8 protein-coding genes, 6 tRNA genes, 7 rRNA genes and 1 pseudogene are annotated in these 21,413 nt (G+C 58.3%); 17 read left to right on the plus strand and 5 right to left on the minus strand.

Going from position 1 to position 21,413, the window contains the following annotated elements; translation table 11 throughout:
* Positions 1-9: 9 nt before the first annotated feature.
* A complete protein-coding gene (gene istB, locus LRM40_RS02645) occupies positions 10-786 on the plus strand; it encodes an IS21-like element helper ATPase IstB (RefSeq protein ID WP_151125901.1) in 777 nt (258 codons plus the stop codon).
* Between the two features lie 94 nt (positions 787-880).
* Here istB and LRM40_RS02650 read toward each other — a convergent pair.
* From LRM40_RS02650 to LRM40_RS02665, 4 genes and pseudogenes are all read right to left on the minus strand, one after another.
* Positions 881-1,470 (minus strand): annotated as a pseudogene (locus LRM40_RS02650) (transposase); the annotation flags it as partial.
* Between the two features lie 258 nt (positions 1,471-1,728).
* Entirely contained in the window at positions 1,729-2,466 is a 738-nt protein-coding gene (locus tag LRM40_RS02655; RefSeq protein WP_151125895.1) for a ZIP family metal transporter, read from the minus strand.
* A 92-nt stretch (positions 2,467-2,558) separates the two neighbouring features.
* On the minus strand, positions 2,559-3,068 hold the full coding sequence (locus tag LRM40_RS02660) for a peroxiredoxin family protein (protein ID WP_151125896.1): 510 nt from the start codon (positions 3,066-3,068) through the stop codon (positions 2,559-2,561).
* Between the two features lie 60 nt (positions 3,069-3,128).
* Complete coding sequence (locus tag LRM40_RS02665; RefSeq protein WP_151125897.1) at positions 3,129-4,217, minus strand: sensor histidine kinase family protein; 1,089 nt, start codon at positions 4,215-4,217, stop codon at positions 3,129-3,131.
* A 237-nt stretch (positions 4,218-4,454) separates the two neighbouring features.
* On the opposite strand from LRM40_RS02665, the gene LRM40_RS02670 reads away from it, so the two are divergent.
* Together LRM40_RS02670 and LRM40_RS02675 are read left to right on the plus strand one after the other, a co-directional pair.
* Positions 4,455-4,904, plus strand: coding sequence for a PTS sugar transporter subunit IIA (locus tag LRM40_RS02670; protein ID WP_151125898.1), 450 nt, complete (start codon positions 4,455-4,457; stop codon positions 4,902-4,904).
* Positions 4,873-5,142, plus strand: a complete 270-nt coding sequence (locus LRM40_RS02675) for an HPr family phosphocarrier protein (RefSeq protein ID WP_151125899.1) — start codon at positions 4,873-4,875, stop codon at positions 5,140-5,142. Before LRM40_RS02670 ends, LRM40_RS02675 begins: the two co-directional genes overlap by 32 nt.
* A 36-nt stretch (positions 5,143-5,178) precedes the next feature.
* Here LRM40_RS02675 and LRM40_RS02680 read toward each other — a convergent pair whose 3' ends face one another.
* Positions 5,179-6,030, minus strand: coding sequence for a GNAT family N-acetyltransferase (locus LRM40_RS02680; RefSeq protein WP_151125902.1), 852 nt, complete (start codon positions 6,028-6,030; stop codon positions 5,179-5,181).
* 131 nt (positions 6,031-6,161) lie between these two features.
* Here LRM40_RS02680 and ptsP point away from each other — a divergent pair, with 131 nt between their 5' ends.
* The 14 genes from ptsP (at position 6,162) to LRM40_RS02750 (ending at position 21,338) form a co-directional block, all read left to right on the plus strand.
* Positions 6,162-7,961, plus strand: coding sequence for a phosphoenolpyruvate--protein phosphotransferase (ptsP, locus tag LRM40_RS02685; RefSeq protein WP_151125900.1), 1,800 nt, complete (start codon positions 6,162-6,164; stop codon positions 7,959-7,961).
* A 319-nt stretch (positions 7,962-8,280) separates the two neighbouring features.
* A 16S ribosomal RNA gene (locus LRM40_RS02690) occupies positions 8,281-9,809 on the plus strand.
* A gap of 157 nt (positions 9,810-9,966) precedes the next feature.
* Positions 9,967-10,043: transfer RNA gene (locus LRM40_RS02695), tRNA-Ile, on the plus strand.
* Positions 10,044-10,070: 27 nt separating this feature from the next.
* Positions 10,071-10,146 (plus strand) — tRNA-Ala (locus LRM40_RS02700).
* 318 nt (positions 10,147-10,464) lie between these two features.
* A 23S ribosomal RNA gene (locus LRM40_RS02705) occupies positions 10,465-13,338 on the plus strand.
* Positions 13,339-13,489: 151 nt separating this feature from the next.
* Positions 13,490-13,602 (plus strand): 5S ribosomal RNA (gene rrf / locus LRM40_RS02710).
* 271 nt (positions 13,603-13,873) lie between these two features.
* A 16S ribosomal RNA gene (locus tag LRM40_RS02715) occupies positions 13,874-15,402 on the plus strand.
* Between the two features lie 157 nt (positions 15,403-15,559).
* Positions 15,560-15,636: transfer RNA gene (locus LRM40_RS02720), tRNA-Ile, on the plus strand.
* Positions 15,637-15,663: 27 nt separating this feature from the next.
* Positions 15,664-15,739 (plus strand) — tRNA-Ala (locus LRM40_RS02725).
* Positions 15,740-16,057: 318 nt separating this feature from the next.
* A 23S ribosomal RNA gene (locus LRM40_RS02730) occupies positions 16,058-18,931 on the plus strand.
* Between the two features lie 151 nt (positions 18,932-19,082).
* Positions 19,083-19,195: ribosomal RNA gene (gene rrf / locus LRM40_RS02735) — 5S ribosomal RNA — on the plus strand.
* Positions 19,196-19,466: 271 nt separating this feature from the next.
* Positions 19,467-20,995: ribosomal RNA gene (locus tag LRM40_RS02740) — 16S ribosomal RNA — on the plus strand.
* Together the 16S, 23S and 5S rRNA genes with 6 tRNA genes alongside form the textbook arrangement of a ribosomal RNA operon.
* A 163-nt stretch (positions 20,996-21,158) precedes the next feature.
* Positions 21,159-21,235: transfer RNA gene (locus LRM40_RS02745), tRNA-Ile, on the plus strand.
* Positions 21,236-21,262: 27 nt separating this feature from the next.
* Positions 21,263-21,338, plus strand: a tRNA-Ala gene (locus tag LRM40_RS02750).
* Positions 21,339-21,413 lie beyond the last annotated feature (75 nt).

Raw genomic sequence — 21,413 nt, forward strand, 5'->3', positions numbered from 1 at the left:
ATGACGACCATGAACCCCGCACCCGAACTGGGCCCCCAACTCAAGCAACTGCGCCTGTCGGGCATCCTCGACTCCCTGGATGCCCGCAACCGCGAAGCCATCCAGGGCAAGCTGGCCTACACCGACTTCCTGGCCCTGCTCATCAGCGACGAGGTGGCACGGCGTGAGCAAAAGAAGTTCAGCTCCCGCCTGCGCCGAGCCCAGTTCCGCACCACCAAGACGCTGGACCAGTTCGACTTCGAGCGCCTGCCCAACCTCAACCGCAGCCTCGTGCACGACCTGGCCACCGGACGGTATCTGCAAGAGAAGGCGCCCGTGCTCATCGTCGGGCCCTGCGGCACCGGCAAGTCGCACCTGGCTCAGGCCCTGGGGCACTGCGCCGTGCGCCAGGGCGTCGATGTCATCTTCACCACCTGCGCTTCGCTCACCCAGAGTCTCAACGCCGCGCGCGCCACAGGCGGCTACGAACGCAAGCTCGCCACGCTGGCGCGCGTGCCGCTGTTGATCATCGATGACTTCGGCCTCAAACCGCTGCGCTCGCCCGCAGACGAGGACCTGCACGACCTCATCGCTGAGCGCTATGAGCAGGCCGCCACCATCGTCACGAGCAACCTGGACTTCCCGGAGTGGGATCAGGCCTTCCCCAACAACCGACTGCTGGCCAGCGCCACCTTGGATCGCCTGCGCCACAACGCCTATTGCATGGTCTTGGATGGCGCGTCGTACCGTGCGCCCAGAACCGCCGCTGGCAGCGTCAAACCCACCCCCGCCAAAGCGGCAAAATAACCCCGTTCCTCAAACCCTCGGGAGCCCTGTTCAGCAGCCAGAAACTGGCTCCATTACGCCGAACATCCCTGGCTCCATTACGGCGATCCGTGACAGGTTGGCGCCATTGGGCCGTCTTGTTGCGCTTGGGGCGCTTGAGCCGCAGCGATAGCCCTTGTTCCCGGTAGAGGCGGTAGATCCGCTTGACGTTGTCCCGGTAGCCTTCTCGACGCAGCAGGACGTGAACCCGCCGGTAGCCATAGTGCACCCGGGTCTGGGTGATCTCTTTGATGCGCAGCTTGAGCGCCGCCTCATCCCGCCGCTTGGACTCGTACAGGTAGGTCGAACACGACATGCCCACGATCCTCAGCGCATTGCGCTGGCTGCATCCGAAGCGCTGCATCAGCTCCGGCACCAGCGCCCGACGGAATGAGGGGCTCAGACTTTTTTTGCGACCACCGCCTGCAGCATGGCCTTGTCCAGGCTCAGGTCCGCGACGATCTGTTTGAGCTCGCGGTTCTCCTCTTCGAGCTGTCGCAAGCGCCGCAGCTCGGACGGTCCGATACCACCGTACTTCTTGCGCCAGGCATAGAACGTCGCGTCGCTGATGCCCATCTTGCGGCACACCTCCTCGACGCTGATGCCCAGTTCGGCCTGCTTCAGTGCGAACGCGATCTGGTCTTCGGTGAACTTGCTCTTCCTCACGACATGCTCCTGGCCCGTCACGGGCCTTCATCATGCCGGTCGTTCTGTTACTGAACGGTTCGATTTAGTGGGACAGGGTCAGAGTCACCGTGGCTTTGCGGTAGGTAATGCCGCGGGGTATCAATCAGATCTTCCCAACTTCGCTATTTTTTCTCGTTGTCTTCGCTACGAATGGTGCGAGACACGCAGTATTTTCTCAGGTACTTCGATCATCTGACAGTGCTCTGATCGCGCCCGTCGCCGGGCGGCCCCAGGGGATCAGCCCGCGGCGCGGACGACCCCGTACATCACCGCAGCACCCAGGGCCGTGAGGCCGATCAGGCGCAGCGAGGCGCCCGGCCCGGCCTGGGAATGGGCTTGGGGCAGGATGTCGGCCACGCCGATGTAGAGCAGCACGCCTGCAAAGCCGCCCAGGTAGAGCACCAGCAGGTCGGGCGGCAGGGTGAAGGCCAGCGTGGAGGCCGCGCCCAGCACGGGAGCCAGGGCGTCCAGAACCAGCATCACCACCGAGTGCGAGGTCTTGTTCCGGTGCAGCAGCATCAGGCCCACGGTGTTCAGGCCGTCGCAGAAGTCGTGCGCGATGACGGCCAGGGCCACGGTGATGCCTGCGGCATCGGACACCTGGAAGGCCAGACCGATGCCGGCGCCGTCCAGAAAGCTGTGGCTGATCAGGGCCAGAGCCGACACCACGCCGACATGGGGATGGGCGTGATGGGCGTACTCCTCTTCGTGCGCGGTGTGCACCAGCACGAACTTTTCCAGGGCATGGAACAGCAGGAAGCCGGCGACGAGCGCGACCATGGCCTTCAGCCCGTTCTCGCCCTGCGCGCCCGAGAGTTCGAAGACCTCGGGCAGCAGATCGAAGGCGACCACGCCCAGCATCACGCCGGCCGTGAAACCCAGCAGGTGGTGCAGCCGGTCCCGGAATTTCAGGGCCAGCAGGCCGCCCAGCGCTGTCGAGACAAAGGTGAGGAACGACAGGGCAAGCGCGGTCATGGGCGTGAGGTCGGCAATCGGCCATTGTCGCCGAGTGCGGCAGGCCCTGCCGGCGGCTCGGTCTGAGTGTGGGCCGAAGCGCGCTGGCGGGCTCAGGCCTCGGCCAGCAGTTGGCCGATCAGCTGGTGGAGCGCCGTGAAATCGGGCTCGCCCACGTACTTCTTGACGATGTTGCCGTGCTTGTCCAGCAGGAAGCTGGTGGGAGTGAGTCGCACCTGGCCGAAGGCCTTGGCCGCCTCGCCGGTCTTGTCCAGGGCCACCATGAAGGGCAGGCCGCGGGTCTTGGCAAAGCCGGCCACGTAGTCGGGCTGGTCGTAGCTCATGGCCACCGCCAGGGTCTCGTACCCTTGTCCCTGGAATTTCTGGTGGGTGCTGACGATCTGGGGCATTTCATGCACGCAGGTCGTGCAGCTGGTGGCCCAGAAGTTCACCAGCACCACCTTGCCGCGCAGGGCTGACAAGGCCTGCTGGCGGCCATCCAGCAGGGACACCTTCACATCGGGGGCGGCTTCGCGGCTGGAGCAGCCGGACAGGACGAGTGGCGCCGCGGTGGCAGAGGCCAGGAGGCCGGCGACGAGACGAAGGTGCTGACGGCGACGCATACGCTACCCGAGAGAGTCCTGCAGATGAGCCTGCAGTGTACGTCCCGGCTCCGACACCCCTCAGAGGTGGCGGGTGTATTCCGACTCCAGCAGGGCCACCAGCTGTCCGGACAGTGCGTCGCGGCCGATGCGGGCGGGGCGCCCCAGGGCGGGCTCCCCTGCCAGGGCGTGCAGGCCTTCGGCGGCCATTTCGACCCAGACCAGTTGGGGGGCGCGGGCACTCAGGCGGTGGCGCAGACGTTCCACGCGCTCGCCGCCCAGGATGGCCTCGAACAGGATGCCGTGGGGCAAGCTGTCCTGGCAGAAGCTGGCCGCCTCCTGGACGCTGCCCACGAAGTCCACCAGCATGCCGCTGGTGGACAGGGCCTCGCGCACTTCCGTGCGGACGTCGCGCTGGCCGGCGATCACCAGCCAATGGCTGCCCGCCAGGGGCCGCGAGGCCTGGGACAGCGCAAAGGCCGAGGACAGCTGCTCGGCGTCGTCGTCGCCCACGCCGAAGTCCGCGTCCTGGTTCAGCGTCTGGGGAAAGCCGATCACCAGCTGGGTGACATCCGGCCGGTCCAGGCGCTCCAGCCTCAGGTGTTGGGCGCGGACCATCTGTTCGATCAGGCACCAGGCCAGGAGCTGGTCGCTGGACGGGGGCTCCTCCGAGGGCTGGGGGTGGCTGGCGGTGAGCTGAAGACGGGCCTGGGGCGGCCAGTCGTGCAGTTCCAGCCGGATGTCGAGCTGGTCCTGGGCCTGGGCCAGGGCCCAGTCGGTCAGATGCTGGACGAAGCTGTGCAGCAGGCTGGGGTCCAGCAGCACCGTGGCCGGGTGCATCGCTCGGTGCAACTCCACACCGCGCAGCGCTGCACGTGCTTTCTGCTGCGCCAGGATCTCGCGCAGGATGGTGGTCAGCGAGACCTCTTCCGGTACCTGATGGACCTCGCCAGCGGCCATGCGGGCCAGCTGCTGGCCCAGCATGCCGATCTGTCGCACCCGTGCCAGCCGGTCCTGGAGATCCTGCAGCTCAGGCGCCGCCGTCAGAATGGGGCTCAGGGCCTCCAGATGGGCCTGGGCAGCCGAGAGATGCATGGCCACCTCGCCACCCATCTGGCTGATGATCTGCAGCCAGTAGCGTTCGTTGGTGGCAGGGGCCAGGGCAGTCATGGAACTCTCCGGATGAGCCGACGGGGTCGAGCTTGGCCAGATTGTGACAAAGTGAAACCCGAGTTTGCAGGGGGGCGGGCAGGGTGGATCCGCTGGTCGAAGATTCGCGTTGTGCCACAGCATGTCGGTGCGCGCTACGCTTCTTGGGGGGATGTGTTGGGGGGCGGATCGCGATAATGCCGGGCCGATGACGGCCGATCGTCCGTCAATCCCCTTGTCGATGGCCCGGAAACGCCCATGCCTGGTTTGCTGATCGTTGCCCACACGCCACTGGCCTCTGCCCTCCGGGCCGTGGCCGCCCATGTCTTTCCGGAGCGGCTGGACCGGGTGCAGGCCTTGGACGTGGCGCCGGATGAACCCGTCGAACAGGTGGAGGCGCGGCTGCGGGAGGGGCTGGCCGGCATGTCCGGTCGGCCGGTGCTGATGCTGACCGATGTGTTCGGGGCCACGCCCAGCAATGTGGCGCAACGTCTGATCGATGGGGTGGAGGTCCGTCTGGTGACGGGCGTCAATGTGCCCATGCTGTGGCGTCTGCTGAGCCATCTGGACGAGCCGCTGGAAGCCTTGGTCGGGCGCGCCGTGGCCGGAGGAAGCCAGGGGGTGATGCAGATCGCCTCGCAGCGCCCGCAGAACCAGGCCTTAAACTCGCTGTCCCATGATCAAAGCCACGCTCACCATCAGCAATAAGCTCGGCTTGCACGCCCGGGCCTCGGCCAAGCTCACCAAGCTGGCCACCACCTTCAAGTCTGAGGTGTTCATGAGCCGCAACGAGCGTCGGGTCAATGCAAAAAGCATCATGGGCGTGATGATGCTGGCGGCGGGATTGGGTTCCCAGGTCGAGCTGGAGGTCGATGGTCCCGACGAGCAGGCCGCCTTCGACGCCATCAAGGCCCTCATCGACGACAAGTTCGGCGAGGGGCAGTGAAACGCCTCCGGGCGCGAAGGATCGCGCCCGAGTGCCTCAGAGCCCACCCAGGAAGTGGCGGCGATAGCGGCTGGGCAGGTCGTTCAGGCGCATCAGCATGGGCAGATCGGCCGTGTTGAAATCCGGATCCCAGGCCGGCGCGCCCAGCACCTTTGCGCCCACCCGCAGGTAACCCTTGATCAGGGCGGGGGGCTCCACCGGCAGATCCTGGTTCAGTTCTTCCACCGGCAGCGGATGGCGGGGGCGCACCTGGTGCTCCACCGGGGCCAGATGGCTCTGGCTCAGTCGGTGCCAGATGCTGGCCGCGGCATGGCCGCCGTCGCGCATACCGATGCTGGCGCAGCCCACCATGGTGTCCAGCCCGTTCTGGTCCATGAACGAGGCCAGAGCACCCCACAACGCCAGGATCACGCCGCCGGAGCGGTGGTCCGGGTCCACGCAGGAGCGCCCCAGCTCGGCCAGGCGTTCGCGCAGCGGACGCAGCCGGGTCAGATCGAATTCCGTGTCGCTGTAGTACCCCCCGGCACGTCGCGCGGCTCCGGGCGTGAGCACGCGGTAGGTGCCGATCACCTGGGCGGGCTGGTCATCCTGGGGCAGGGTACGCACCAGCAGGTGTTCGCAGAAGTCATCGAAGAGGTCCACGTCCAGACCCTCCGGCGCACCGGGGGGCGGGCGCAGGCGGGCACCCATCTCCTGGGCGAACACCCGGTGGCGCAGCGCCTGGGCTTCGCGGACCTCGTCCTGGTGGCGCGCCCACAGCACCTCGAAGGTGCCATCGCCGACCGGCGCCGCGGTGTCGACCGTGGCCTTGCGCACGGGCACCTGGCGTGGGGCGCGGAAGTCCAGCATCCCGATCAGCGGCAGTGTGGGGGTGGGCAGCTCTTTCATGGGCGAGGTCTCCTGATCCATGGGGAGATCCTCTCCAGGCCAGGTGACCGTGGCATGACGCAGGATTGACGCTTTGGTGACGAGGTGTTCGGCCCTCCCGGGTGGGTGAGCCGGGCTGCTACATTGCTGGCATGAGCATCCAGGTCTTCGGTTTGCCGGTGTCCCGGGGCGTTGCGATCGGCCGGGCGGTGCTGCTGGCCTCCAGCCGCTTCGATGTGACGCACCACTTCATCGACCCCGCCGACGTGGGACATGAAGTGGCACGCTTGCGGCAGGCGCGCGACGAGGTTTCGGCCGAGTTGATGGCCCTCAAGCGCGAGGTGCCGGAAGAGGCTCATGCCGAACTGGTGGCCTTGCTGGACGTGCACTTGATGATGCTGCATGACCCGATGCTGACGGATGCCATCGTCAACTGGATCATCCAGCGCCACTACAACGCCGAGTGGGCCGTGGCCTCCCAACTGGAGGTGCTGTCTCGCCAGTTCGACGACATGGGCGACGAGTACCTGCGCGAACGCAAGGCGGATGTCGAACAGGTGGCTGAGCGGCTGATCAAGGTGCTGGTGCGCCACCGCAAGGGGCTGACGGCACCGGACGCCGTGGTGTCTTCGGCTGGGCGTGACCAGTCGAGCGAAGAGCCCCTGGTGTTGGTGGCCAATGACATCGCCCCGGCGGACATGCTGCAGTTCAAGCGCAGTCTCTTCACCGGCTTCGTCACCGATGTGGGAGGGCGAACGTCTCACACCGCGATCGTGGCCCGCAGCATGGACATTCCGGCGGTGGTGGGGGCTCGGGAGGCCAGCCGGCTCGTGCGCCAGGATGACTGGGTGGTGATCGACGGGGATGCGGGCATCCTGATCGTCAACCCGCCGCCGATGGTGCTGGAGGAATACCGGTTCCGCCAGCAGCAATCCGAACTGGAGCGGGCGCGCCTGAAGCGGCTTCGCAACACCCCTTCCGTCACCCTGGACGGCCAGGCGGTGGAACTGCTGGCCAACATCGAACTGCCCAGCGACGCGCCGGCGGTGCTGGAGGCCGGGGCCGTGGGGGTGGGGCTGTTCCGAAGCGAGTTTCTGTTCATGAATCGCGGCGGGCACCTGCCCGACGAGCAGGAGCAGTACGAGGCCTACCGTGCCGTGGTGACGACGCTCAACGGCTTGCCGGTGACGATCCGCACCGTGGATGTGGGGGCGGACAAGCCGCTGGATCGGCTCTCCGTCCAGGAACTGCGCCACGAGCACAGCCTGAATCCGGCGCTGGGCCTGCGGGCCATCCGCTGGAGCCTGTCCGAGCCGGACATGTTCCTGCAGCAACTGCGGGCCATCCTGCGGGCGGCCGCCCACGGACGGGTGAGGGTTCTCATTCCGATGGTGGCCCATCTGCAGGAGGCGCAGCAGGTACTGGCGCTGATCGAGCGGGCTCGCTCCAGCCTGGTGGCAGACGGACTGGCCTTCGGTCCCGTCGAACTGGGCGTGATGATTGAGATCCCTGCAGCGGTGCTGATCCTGCCCAGTCTGCTGCGCCACTTCGATTTCATCTCGATTGGCACGAATGACCTGATTCAGTATGCGCTGGCCATCGACCGTGCCGACGAAGCGGTGTCACATCTGTATGACCCTTGGCATCCGGCCGTGCTGCGGCTGATTGCCCAGGCCATTGAGCAAGCCAATGCCATGGGGCGTGGCGTGAGCGTCTGCGGTGAAATGGCGGGCGACCCGGCCTTCACCGAACTTCTGCTGGCCATGGGCCTGCGCAGCTTCTCCATGCATCCGGCGCAGATCGGCGCGATCAAGCAGCGGATCCTGCGGGCCGACGCTCGTGCCCTGGGGGCGGCCCTTCCGGCGGTGCTCGAGGCTGACAACCCTCAAGAGGTCGGTGGTGCGCTGCTCCGCTCGGGGGCAGGACGCGTGCTTCGAGCGGGGCTTGCGTAGTTCTCAAAAGCTGCGCTATACTGCAAGGCTTCGCTGATCACTGATTGCGGTGGCGGCGAGGCAAGTCAAGCGAAGCGCGAAGCGAAAATCTTCAAAAAGCGCTTGACAAGCAAAAGAGAGCGAATCAAAATTCACCCTCTTCGCTGATGACAAGTCAGCGCGATCGAAAGATCAGCTCTTTAACAAGTAACAGCCGATAAGCGTGGGCGTTTGAAGGCGAGTGCCAAGAGTCCTTAGGACTCGAGGTCGAAAGACTTTAAACGCTCATGGAAACTGAAGTGAAGTTCACTTCAATTCCTGATTGAGCAAATTCAAGATCGAACTGAAGAGTTTGATCCTGGCTCAGATTGAACGCTGGCGGCATGCCTTACACATGCAAGTCGAACGGTAACGCGGGGCAACCTGGCGACGAGTGGCGAACGGGTGAGTAATGCATCGGAACGTGCCCAGTAGTGGGGGATAGCCCGGCGAAAGCCGGATTAATACCGCATACGACCTGAGGGTGAAAGGGGGGGATCGCAAGACCTCTCGCTATTGGAGCGGCCGATGTCAGATTAGGTAGTTGGTGGGGTAAAGGCCTACCAAGCCGACGATCTGTAGCTGGTCTGAGAGGACGACCAGCCACACTGGGACTGAGACACGGCCCAGACTCCTACGGGAGGCAGCAGTGGGGAATTTTGGACAATGGGCGCAAGCCTGATCCAGCCATGCCGCGTGCGGGAAGAAGGCCTTCGGGTTGTAAACCGCTTTTGTCAGGGAAGAAATCTTCTGGGCTAATACCTCGGGAGGATGACGGTACCTGAAGAATAAGCACCGGCTAACTACGTGCCAGCAGCCGCGGTAATACGTAGGGTGCAAGCGTTAATCGGAATTACTGGGCGTAAAGCGTGCGCAGGCGGTTTTGTAAGACAGAGGTGAAATCCCCGGGCTCAACCTGGGAACTGCCTTTGTGACTGCAAGGCTTGAGTGCGGCAGAGGGGGATGGAATTCCGCGTGTAGCAGTGAAATGCGTAGATATGCGGAGGAACACCGATGGCGAAGGCAATCCCCTGGGCCTGCACTGACGCTCATGCACGAAAGCGTGGGGAGCAAACAGGATTAGATACCCTGGTAGTCCACGCCCTAAACGATGTCAACTGGTTGTTGGGAAGGTTCCTTCTCAGTAACGTAGCTAACGCGTGAAGTTGACCGCCTGGGGAGTACGGCCGCAAGGTTGAAACTCAAAGGAATTGACGGGGACCCGCACAAGCGGTGGATGATGTGGTTTAATTCGATGCAACGCGAAAAACCTTACCTACCCTTGACATGGCAGGAATCCTGAAGAGATTTGGGAGTGCTCGAAAGAGAACCTGCACACAGGTGCTGCATGGCCGTCGTCAGCTCGTGTCGTGAGATGTTGGGTTAAGTCCCGCAACGAGCGCAACCCTTGTCATTAGTTGCTACGAAAGGGCACTCTAATGAGACTGCCGGTGACAAACCGGAGGAAGGTGGGGATGACGTCAGGTCCTCATGGCCCTTATGGGTAGGGCTACACACGTCATACAATGGCCGGTACAGAGGGCTGCCAACCCGCGAGGGGGAGCCAATCCCAGAAAACCGGTCGTAGTCCGGATCGCAGTCTGCAACTCGACTGCGTGAAGTCGGAATCGCTAGTAATCGCGGATCAGCTTGCCGCGGTGAATACGTTCCCGGGTCTTGTACACACCGCCCGTCACACCATGGGAGCGGGTTCTGCCAGAAGTAGTTAGCCTAACCGCAAGGAGGGCGATTACCACGGCAGGGTTCGTGACTGGGGTGAAGTCGTAACAAGGTAGCCGTATCGGAAGGTGCGGCTGGATCACCTCCTTTCTGGAAAAAGCACTCAAGTTCAAGCGCTCACACTTATCGGCTGTGAAAACACAGCAGTGGTTAATTGGTGAAACGTGTGAGCCTGGTGAGCGTCAAGATGGCCTCGAACGCCGGGTTGACGCGGATGACCAGGCGAAGCACGACCTGCGAGATGCGTGGGTCTGTAGCTCAGTCGGTTAGAGCACCGTCTTGATAAGGCGGGGGTCGTTGGTTCGAATCCAACCAGACCCACCAAGAGTTCTCGAGAGAAATCGAGGGAATGGGGGATTAGCTCAGCTGGGAGAGCACCTGCTTTGCAAGCAGGGGGTCGTCGGTTCGATCCCGTCATCCTCCACCAATTGATACGCTGTTGAATGGAATGCAAACCTAAGGCATGGTGTTTTAGCCGTGGTGCTTTAGGTTTGTCTTCGTTCAGAAGGCTGTGTTCTTTAACAATTCAAAGAGTCGAATCAGCGTTGTCGACGGAAAGTTGGTCAGGGGTAAAGGCCTGGTCAGCACCGTGCCGTCGGCAACATATGATTGCGTCACCAGACTTCAACTCGAATATGAGTTGTAGAACGGCATAACGCGAATACTCACAAGCTGGTCGTCCTAGCGTGGGCGATCAGTACCAGTCCTTGATCGACGTTCTTAGCATTGGACGTCAAAGTTATAGGGTCAAGTGACTAAGTGCATGTGGTGGATGCCTTGGCGATTACAGGCGACGAAGGACGTGATAGCCTGCGATAAGCTTCGGGGAGCTGGCAAATTAGCTTTGATCCGGAGATTTCCGAATGGGGAAACCCACCCTTAGGGGTATCAACATCTGAATACATAGGGTGTTGAGGCGAACCGGGTGAACTGAAACATCTCAGTAGCTCGAGGAATAGACATCAACCGAGATTCCGAAAGTAGTGGCGAGCGAAATCGGAACAGCCTGTGCTCTTTAGCAAGTTTCTTATCAGAACGGTCTGGAAAGTCCGGCCACAGCGGGTGATAGCCCCGTATGGAAAAAGAAGTTTGTGGAACTAGGTGCACGACAAGTAGGGCGGGACACGTGAAATCCTGTCTGAAGATGGGGGGACCATCCTCCAAGGCTAAATACTCGTAATCGACCGATAGTGAACAAGTACCGTGAGGGAAAGGCGAAAAGAACCCCGGGAGGGGAGTGAAATAGATCCTGAAACCGCATGCATACAAAAAGTCGGAGCCCGAAAGGGTGACGGCGTACCTTTTGTATAATGGGTCAGCGACTTACATTCAGTGGCAAGGTTAACCGAATAGGGAAGCCGAAGAGAAATCGAGTCCGAATAGGGCGTCTAGTCGCTGGGTGTAGACCCGAAACCAGGTGATCTATCCATGGCCAGGATGAAGGTGCGGTAACACGCACTGGAGGTCCGAACCGACTAGTGTTGCAAAACTAGCGGATGAGCTGTGGATAGGGGTGAAAGGCTAAACAAACCTGGAGATAGCTGGTTCTCTCCGAAAACTATTTAGGTAGTGCCTCAAGTATTACCGTCGGGGGTAGAGCACTGTTTAGGCTAGGGGGTCATGGCGACTTACCAAACCTTGGCAAACTCCGAATACCGATGAGTACAGCTTGGGAGACAGAGCACCGGGTGCTAACGTCCGGACTCAAGAGGGAAACAACCCAGACCGCCAGCTAAGGTCCCTAAAATTGGCTAAGTGGGAAACGAAGTGGGAAGGCTAAAACAGTCAGGATGTTGGCTTAGAAGCAGCCACCATTTAAAGAAAGCGTAATAGCTCACTGATCGAGTCGTCCTGCGCGGAAGATGTAACGGGGCTAAGCCAGTTACCGAAGCTGCGGGTGCACAGCAATGTGCGCGGTAGGAGAGCGTTCTGTAAGCCTGCGAAGGTGGATCGTGAGGTCTGCTGGAGGTATCAGAAGTGCGAATGCTGACATGAGTAGCGTTAAAGGGGGTGAAAAGCCCCCTCGCCGTAAGCGCAAGGTTTCCTACGCAACGTTCATCGGCGTAGGGTGAGTCGGCCCCTAAGGCGAGGCAGAGATGCGTAGCTGATGGGAAACAGGTCAATATTCCTGTACCGATCAATAGTGCGATGTGGGGACGGAGAAGGTTAGCTCAGCCGGGTGTTGGATGTCCCGGTTCAAGCATGTAGGCGTGCTCTCTAGGCAAATCCGGAGAGCTTAGCTGAGGTGTGATAACGAGTCTGCTTGCAGACGAAGTGAGTGATACCCTGCTTCCAGGAAAAGCCACTAAGCTTCAGCTATTGACGACCGTACCGCAAACCGACACTGGTGCGCGTGATGAGTATTCTCAGGCGCTTGAGAGAACTCTGGAGAAGGAACTCGGCAAATTGACACCGTAACTTCGGAAGAAGGTGTGCCTTTAGTAGGTGAACCTGTACAAGGGGAGCCCAATGAGGCCGCAGAGAATCGGTGGCTGCGACTGTTTATTAAAAACACAGCACTCTGCAAAGACGAAAGTCGACGTATAGGGTGTGACGCCTGCCCGGTGCTGGAAGATTAATTGATGGGGTGCAAGCTCTTGATCGAAGTCCCAGTAAACGGCGGCCGTAACTATAACGGTCCTAAGGTAGCGAAATTCCTTGTCGGGTAAGTTCCGACCTGCACGAATGGCGTAACGATGGCCACACTGTCTCCTCCAGAGACTCAGCGAAGTTGAAATGTTTGTGATGATGCAATCTCCCCGCGGAAAGACGGAAAGACCCCATGAACCTTTACTGTAGCTTTACATTGGACTTTGAACAGATCTGTGTAGGATAGGTGGGAGGCTTTGAAGTACGGTCGCTAGATCGTATGGAGCCGACGTTGAAATACCACCCTGGTGTGTTTGAGGTTCTAACCTTGGCCCGTGATCCGGGTTGGGGACAGTGTATGGTGGGCAGTTTGACTGGGGCGGTCTCCTCCCAAAGCGTAACGGAGGAGTTCGAAGGTACGCTAGGCACGGTCGGAAATCGTGCTGATAGTGCATTGGCATAAGCGTGCTTGACTGCGAGACTGACAAGTCGAGCAGGTACGAAAGTAGGACAAAGTGATCCGGTGGTTCTGTATGGAAGGGCCATCGCTCAACGGATAAAAGGTACTCTGGGGATAACAGGCTGATACCGCCCAAGAGTTCATATCGACGGCGGTGTTTGGCACCTCGATGTCGGCTCATCTCATCCTGGGGCTGTAGCCGGTCCCAAGGGTATGGCTGTTCGCCATTTAAAGAGGTACGTGAGCTGGGTTTAAAACGTCGTGAGACAGTTTGGTCCCTATCTTCCGTGGGCGCTGCAAGATTGAGAGAGCCTGCTCCTAGTACGAGAGGACCGGAGTGGACGCACCGCTGGTGTATCGGTTGTCATGCCAATGGCATTGCCGAGTAGCTAAGTGCGGAAGAGATAACCGCTGAAAGCATCTAAGCGGGAAACTCGTCTCAAGATGAGTCTTGCCGGGGCCTTGAGCCCCCTGAAGAGTCGTTCGAGACCAGGACGTTGATAGGCTGGGTGTGGAAGCGCAGTAATGCGTTAAGCTAACCAGTACTAATTGCTCGTGAGGCTTGACCCTATAACTTTGATGTAAAATGCATCAAAGAACTGGGTGAGAATTCAAGTTAGACCGTTCAAGTCGGTTGACGCAATCATCTGATTCACAAGACTCTTTGAATTGGCTTGGCCGCCCAGCACTTCCCAGTGCAGCGACCAGGCAACAAGTTAAGCCTGATGACCATAGCGAGGTGGTCCCACTCCTTCCCATCCCGAACAGGACAGTGAAACGCCTCTGCGCCGATGATAGTGCGGATTCCCGTGTGAAAGTAGGACATCGTCAGGCTAATATCCGAGTGAAACGCCAGGCTTTGCCTGGCGTTTTTCTTCCCTTAAGGATGAGATCGTGCTATGATCCCATCCTTCAGTGAAGAACTGATCGATCAGCGGATCGAACCGGTTGCAAGACCGAGCTCTTTAACAAGTAACAGCCGATAAGCGTGGGCGTTTGAAGGCGAGTGCCAAGAGTCCTTAGGACTCGAGGTCGAAAGACTTTAAACGCTCATGGAAACTGAAGTGAAGTTCACTTCAATTCCTGATTGAGCAAATTCAAGATCGAACTGAAGAGTTTGATCCTGGCTCAGATTGAACGCTGGCGGCATGCCTTACACATGCAAGTCGAACGGTAACGCGGGGCAACCTGGCGACGAGTGGCGAACGGGTGAGTAATGCATCGGAACGTGCCCAGTAGTGGGGGATAGCCCGGCGAAAGCCGGATTAATACCGCATACGACCTGAGGGTGAAAGGGGGGGATCGCAAGACCTCTCGCTATTGGAGCGGCCGATGTCAGATTAGGTAGTTGGTGGGGTAAAGGCCTACCAAGCCGACGATCTGTAGCTGGTCTGAGAGGACGACCAGCCACACTGGGACTGAGACACGGCCCAGACTCCTACGGGAGGCAGCAGTGGGGAATTTTGGACAATGGGCGCAAGCCTGATCCAGCCATGCCGCGTGCGGGAAGAAGGCCTTCGGGTTGTAAACCGCTTTTGTCAGGGAAGAAATCTTCTGGGCTAATACCTCGGGAGGATGACGGTACCTGAAGAATAAGCACCGGCTAACTACGTGCCAGCAGCCGCGGTAATACGTAGGGTGCAAGCGTTAATCGGAATTACTGGGCGTAAAGCGTGCGCAGGCGGTTTTGTAAGACAGAGGTGAAATCCCCGGGCTCAACCTGGGAACTGCCTTTGTGACTGCAAGGCTTGAGTGCGGCAGAGGGGGATGGAATTCCGCGTGTAGCAGTGAAATGCGTAGATATGCGGAGGAACACCGATGGCGAAGGCAATCCCCTGGGCCTGCACTGACGCTCATGCACGAAAGCGTGGGGAGCAAACAGGATTAGATACCCTGGTAGTCCACGCCCTAAACGATGTCAACTGGTTGTTGGGAAGGTTCCTTCTCAGTAACGTAGCTAACGCGTGAAGTTGACCGCCTGGGGAGTACGGCCGCAAGGTTGAAACTCAAAGGAATTGACGGGGACCCGCACAAGCGGTGGATGATGTGGTTTAATTCGATGCAACGCGAAAAACCTTACCTACCCTTGACATGGCAGGAATCCTGAAGAGATTTGGGAGTGCTCGAAAGAGAACCTGCACACAGGTGCTGCATGGCCGTCGTCAGCTCGTGTCGTGAGATGTTGGGTTAAGTCCCGCAACGAGCGCAACCCTTGTCATTAGTTGCTACGAAAGGGCACTCTAATGAGACTGCCGGTGACAAACCGGAGGAAGGTGGGGATGACGTCAGGTCCTCATGGCCCTTATGGGTAGGGCTACACACGTCATACAATGGCCGGTACAGAGGGCTGCCAACCCGCGAGGGGGAGCCAATCCCAGAAAACCGGTCGTAGTCCGGATCGCAGTCTGCAACTCGACTGCGTGAAGTCGGAATCGCTAGTAATCGCGGATCAGCTTGCCGCGGTGAATACGTTCCCGGGTCTTGTACACACCGCCCGTCACACCATGGGAGCGGGTTCTGCCAGAAGTAGTTAGCCTAACCGCAAGGAGGGCGATTACCACGGCAGGGTTCGTGACTGGGGTGAAGTCGTAACAAGGTAGCCGTATCGGAAGGTGCGGCTGGATCACCTCCTTTCTGGAAAAAGCACTCAAGTTCAAGCGCTCACACTTATCGGCTGTGAAAACACAGCAGTGGTTAATTGGTGAAACGTGTGAGCCTGGTGAGCGTCAAGATGGCCTCGAACGCCGGGTTGACGCGGATGACCAGGCGAAGCACGACCTGCGAGATGCGTGGGTCTGTAGCTCAGTCGGTTAGAGCACCGTCTTGATAAGGCGGGGGTCGTTGGTTCGAATCCAACCAGACCCACCAAGAGTTCTCGAGAGAAATCGAGGGAATGGGGGATTAGCTCAGCTGGGAGAGCACCTGCTTTGCAAGCAGGGGGTCGTCGGTTCGATCCCGTCATCCTCCACCAATTGATACGCTGTTGAATGGAATGCAAACCTAAGGCATGGTGTTTTAGCCGTGGTGCTTTAGGTTTGTCTTCGTTCAGAAGGCTGTGTTCTTTAACAATTCAAAGAGTCGAATCAGCGTTGTCGACGGAAAGTTGGTCAGGGGTAAAGGCCTGGTCAGCACCGTGCCGTCGGCAACATATGATTGCGTCACCAGACTTCAACTCGAATATGAGTTGTAGAACGGCATAACGCGAATACTCACAAGCTGGTCGTCCTAGCGTGGGCGATCAGTACCAGTCCTTGATCGACGTTCTTAGCATTGGACGTCAAAGTTATAGGGTCAAGTGACTAAGTGCATGTGGTGGATGCCTTGGCGATTACAGGCGACGAAGGACGTGATAGCCTGCGATAAGCTTCGGGGAGCTGGCAAATTAGCTTTGATCCGGAGATTTCCGAATGGGGAAACCCACCCTTAGGGGTATCAACATCTGAATACATAGGGTGTTGAGGCGAACCGGGTGAACTGAAACATCTCAGTAGCTCGAGGAATAGACATCAACCGAGATTCCGAAAGTAGTGGCGAGCGAAATCGGAACAGCCTGTGCTCTTTAGCAAGTTTCTTATCAGAACGGTCTGGAAAGTCCGGCCACAGCGGGTGATAGCCCCGTATGGAAAAAGAAGTTTGTGGAACTAGGTGCACGACAAGTAGGGCGGGACACGTGAAATCCTGTCTGAAGATGGGGGGACCATCCTCCAAGGCTAAATACTCGTAATCGACCGATAGTGAACAAGTACCGTGAGGGAAAGGCGAAAAGAACCCCGGGAGGGGAGTGAAATAGATCCTGAAACCGCATGCATACAAAAAGTCGGAGCCCGAAAGGGTGACGGCGTACCTTTTGTATAATGGGTCAGCGACTTACATTCAGTGGCAAGGTTAACCGAATAGGGAAGCCGAAGAGAAATCGAGTCCGAATAGGGCGTCTAGTCGCTGGGTGTAGACCCGAAACCAGGTGATCTATCCATGGCCAGGATGAAGGTGCGGTAACACGCACTGGAGGTCCGAACCGACTAGTGTTGCAAAACTAGCGGATGAGCTGTGGATAGGGGTGAAAGGCTAAACAAACCTGGAGATAGCTGGTTCTCTCCGAAAACTATTTAGGTAGTGCCTCAAGTATTACCGTCGGGGGTAGAGCACTGTTTAGGCTAGGGGGTCATGGCGACTTACCAAACCTTGGCAAACTCCGAATACCGATGAGTACAGCTTGGGAGACAGAGCACCGGGTGCTAACGTCCGGACTCAAGAGGGAAACAACCCAGACCGCCAGCTAAGGTCCCTAAAATTGGCTAAGTGGGAAACGAAGTGGGAAGGCTAAAACAGTCAGGATGTTGGCTTAGAAGCAGCCACCATTTAAAGAAAGCGTAATAGCTCACTGATCGAGTCGTCCTGCGCGGAAGATGTAACGGGGCTAAGCCAGTTACCGAAGCTGCGGGTGCACAGCAATGTGCGCGGTAGGAGAGCGTTCTGTAAGCCTGCGAAGGTGGATCGTGAGGTCTGCTGGAGGTATCAGAAGTGCGAATGCTGACATGAGTAGCGTTAAAGGGGGTGAAAAGCCCCCTCGCCGTAAGCGCAAGGTTTCCTACGCAACGTTCATCGGCGTAGGGTGAGTCGGCCCCTAAGGCGAGGCAGAGATGCGTAGCTGATGGGAAACAGGTCAATATTCCTGTACCGATCAATAGTGCGATGTGGGGACGGAGAAGGTTAGCTCAGCCGGGTGTTGGATGTCCCGGTTCAAGCATGTAGGCGTGCTCTCTAGGCAAATCCGGAGAGCTTAGCTGAGGTGTGATAACGAGTCTGCTTGCAGACGAAGTGAGTGATACCCTGCTTCCAGGAAAAGCCACTAAGCTTCAGCTATTGACGACCGTACCGCAAACCGACACTGGTGCGCGTGATGAGTATTCTCAGGCGCTTGAGAGAACTCTGGAGAAGGAACTCGGCAAATTGACACCGTAACTTCGGAAGAAGGTGTGCCTTTAGTAGGTGAACCTGTACAAGGGGAGCCCAATGAGGCCGCAGAGAATCGGTGGCTGCGACTGTTTATTAAAAACACAGCACTCTGCAAAGACGAAAGTCGACGTATAGGGTGTGACGCCTGCCCGGTGCTGGAAGATTAATTGATGGGGTGCAAGCTCTTGATCGAAGTCCCAGTAAACGGCGGCCGTAACTATAACGGTCCTAAGGTAGCGAAATTCCTTGTCGGGTAAGTTCCGACCTGCACGAATGGCGTAACGATGGCCACACTGTCTCCTCCAGAGACTCAGCGAAGTTGAAATGTTTGTGATGATGCAATCTCCCCGCGGAAAGACGGAAAGACCCCATGAACCTTTACTGTAGCTTTACATTGGACTTTGAACAGATCTGTGTAGGATAGGTGGGAGGCTTTGAAGTACGGTCGCTAGATCGTATGGAGCCGACGTTGAAATACCACCCTGGTGTGTTTGAGGTTCTAACCTTGGCCCGTGATCCGGGTTGGGGACAGTGTATGGTGGGCAGTTTGACTGGGGCGGTCTCCTCCCAAAGCGTAACGGAGGAGTTCGAAGGTACGCTAGGCACGGTCGGAAATCGTGCTGATAGTGCATTGGCATAAGCGTGCTTGACTGCGAGACTGACAAGTCGAGCAGGTACGAAAGTAGGACAAAGTGATCCGGTGGTTCTGTATGGAAGGGCCATCGCTCAACGGATAAAAGGTACTCTGGGGATAACAGGCTGATACCGCCCAAGAGTTCATATCGACGGCGGTGTTTGGCACCTCGATGTCGGCTCATCTCATCCTGGGGCTGTAGCCGGTCCCAAGGGTATGGCTGTTCGCCATTTAAAGAGGTACGTGAGCTGGGTTTAAAACGTCGTGAGACAGTTTGGTCCCTATCTTCCGTGGGCGCTGCAAGATTGAGAGAGCCTGCTCCTAGTACGAGAGGACCGGAGTGGACGCACCGCTGGTGTATCGGTTGTCATGCCAATGGCATTGCCGAGTAGCTAAGTGCGGAAGAGATAACCGCTGAAAGCATCTAAGCGGGAAACTCGTCTCAAGATGAGTCTTGCCGGGGCCTTGAGCCCCCTGAAGAGTCGTTCGAGACCAGGACGTTGATAGGCTGGGTGTGGAAGCGCAGTAATGCGTTAAGCTAACCAGTACTAATTGCTCGTGAGGCTTGACCCTATAACTTTGATGTAAAATGCATCAAAGAACTGGGTGAGAATTCAAGTTAGACCGTTCAAGTCGGTTGACGCAATCATCTGATTCACAAGACTCTTTGAATTGGCTTGGCCGCCCAGCACTTCCCAGTGCAGCGACCAGGCAACAAGTTAAGCCTGATGACCATAGCGAGGTGGTCCCACTCCTTCCCATCCCGAACAGGACAGTGAAACGCCTCTGCGCCGATGATAGTGCGGATTCCCGTGTGAAAGTAGGACATCGTCAGGCTAATATCCGAGTGAAACGCCAGGCTTTGCCTGGCGTTTTTCTTCCCTTAAGGATGAGATCGTGCTATGATCCCATCCTTCAGTGAAGAACTGATCGATCAGCGGATCGAACCGGTTGCAAGACCGAGCTCTTTAACAAGTAACAGCCGATAAGCGTGGGCGTTTGAAGGCGAGTGCCAAGAGTCCTTAGGACTCGAGGTCGAAAGACTTTAAACGCTCATGGAAACTGAAGTGAAGTTCACTTCAATTCCTGATTGAGCAAATTCAAGATCGAACTGAAGAGTTTGATCCTGGCTCAGATTGAACGCTGGCGGCATGCCTTACACATGCAAGTCGAACGGTAACGCGGGGCAACCTGGCGACGAGTGGCGAACGGGTGAGTAATGCATCGGAACGTGCCCAGTAGTGGGGGATAGCCCGGCGAAAGCCGGATTAATACCGCATACGACCTGAGGGTGAAAGGGGGGGATCGCAAGACCTCTCGCTATTGGAGCGGCCGATGTCAGATTAGGTAGTTGGTGGGGTAAAGGCCTACCAAGCCGACGATCTGTAGCTGGTCTGAGAGGACGACCAGCCACACTGGGACTGAGACACGGCCCAGACTCCTACGGGAGGCAGCAGTGGGGAATTTTGGACAATGGGCGCAAGCCTGATCCAGCCATGCCGCGTGCGGGAAGAAGGCCTTCGGGTTGTAAACCGCTTTTGTCAGGGAAGAAATCTTCTGGGCTAATACCTCGGGAGGATGACGGTACCTGAAGAATAAGCACCGGCTAACTACGTGCCAGCAGCCGCGGTAATACGTAGGGTGCAAGCGTTAATCGGAATTACTGGGCGTAAAGCGTGCGCAGGCGGTTTTGTAAGACAGAGGTGAAATCCCCGGGCTCAACCTGGGAACTGCCTTTGTGACTGCAAGGCTTGAGTGCGGCAGAGGGGGATGGAATTCCGCGTGTAGCAGTGAAATGCGTAGATATGCGGAGGAACACCGATGGCGAAGGCAATCCCCTGGGCCTGCACTGACGCTCATGCACGAAAGCGTGGGGAGCAAACAGGATTAGATACCCTGGTAGTCCACGCCCTAAACGATGTCAACTGGTTGTTGGGAAGGTTCCTTCTCAGTAACGTAGCTAACGCGTGAAGTTGACCGCCTGGGGAGTACGGCCGCAAGGTTGAAACTCAAAGGAATTGACGGGGACCCGCACAAGCGGTGGATGATGTGGTTTAATTCGATGCAACGCGAAAAACCTTACCTACCCTTGACATGGCAGGAATCCTGAAGAGATTTGGGAGTGCTCGAAAGAGAACCTGCACACAGGTGCTGCATGGCCGTCGTCAGCTCGTGTCGTGAGATGTTGGGTTAAGTCCCGCAACGAGCGCAACCCTTGTCATTAGTTGCTACGAAAGGGCACTCTAATGAGACTGCCGGTGACAAACCGGAGGAAGGTGGGGATGACGTCAGGTCCTCATGGCCCTTATGGGTAGGGCTACACACGTCATACAATGGCCGGTACAGAGGGCTGCCAACCCGCGAGGGGGAGCCAATCCCAGAAAACCGGTCGTAGTCCGGATCGCAGTCTGCAACTCGACTGCGTGAAGTCGGAATCGCTAGTAATCGCGGATCAGCTTGCCGCGGTGAATACGTTCCCGGGTCTTGTACACACCGCCCGTCACACCATGGGAGCGGGTTCTGCCAGAAGTAGTTAGCCTAACCGCAAGGAGGGCGATTACCACGGCAGGGTTCGTGACTGGGGTGAAGTCGTAACAAGGTAGCCGTATCGGAAGGTGCGGCTGGATCACCTCCTTTCTGGAAAAAGCACTCAAGTTCAAGCGCTCACACTTATCGGCTGTGAAAACACAGTAGTGGTTAATTGGTGAAACGTGCGAGCCTGGAGAAAGCGTCAAGTTGGCGTCCGACTGCCAGGCGACGCGGATGACGCCAGGCGCTGCGCGGCTCCAAAGAGATGCGTGGGTCTGTAGCTCAGTCGGTTAGAGCACCGTCTTGATAAGGCGGGGGTCGTTGGTTCGAATCCAACCAGACCCACCAAGCGTTCTTGAGAGTGATCGAGAGAATGGGGGATTAGCTCAGCTGGGAGAGCACCTGCTTTGCAAGCAGGGGGTCGTCGGTTCGATCCCGTCATCCTCCACCAAGATCCTGTCACTGGGTGGTGATCATCAAGGATATCCACGCTGCGAGAAGCGAGCACAAACCTAAGGCATTGAGC

It is taken from the genome of Ideonella dechloratans (genome assembly GCF_021049305.1).
GTDB lineage: Bacteria > Pseudomonadota > Gammaproteobacteria > Burkholderiales > Burkholderiaceae_C > Ideonella > Ideonella dechloratans.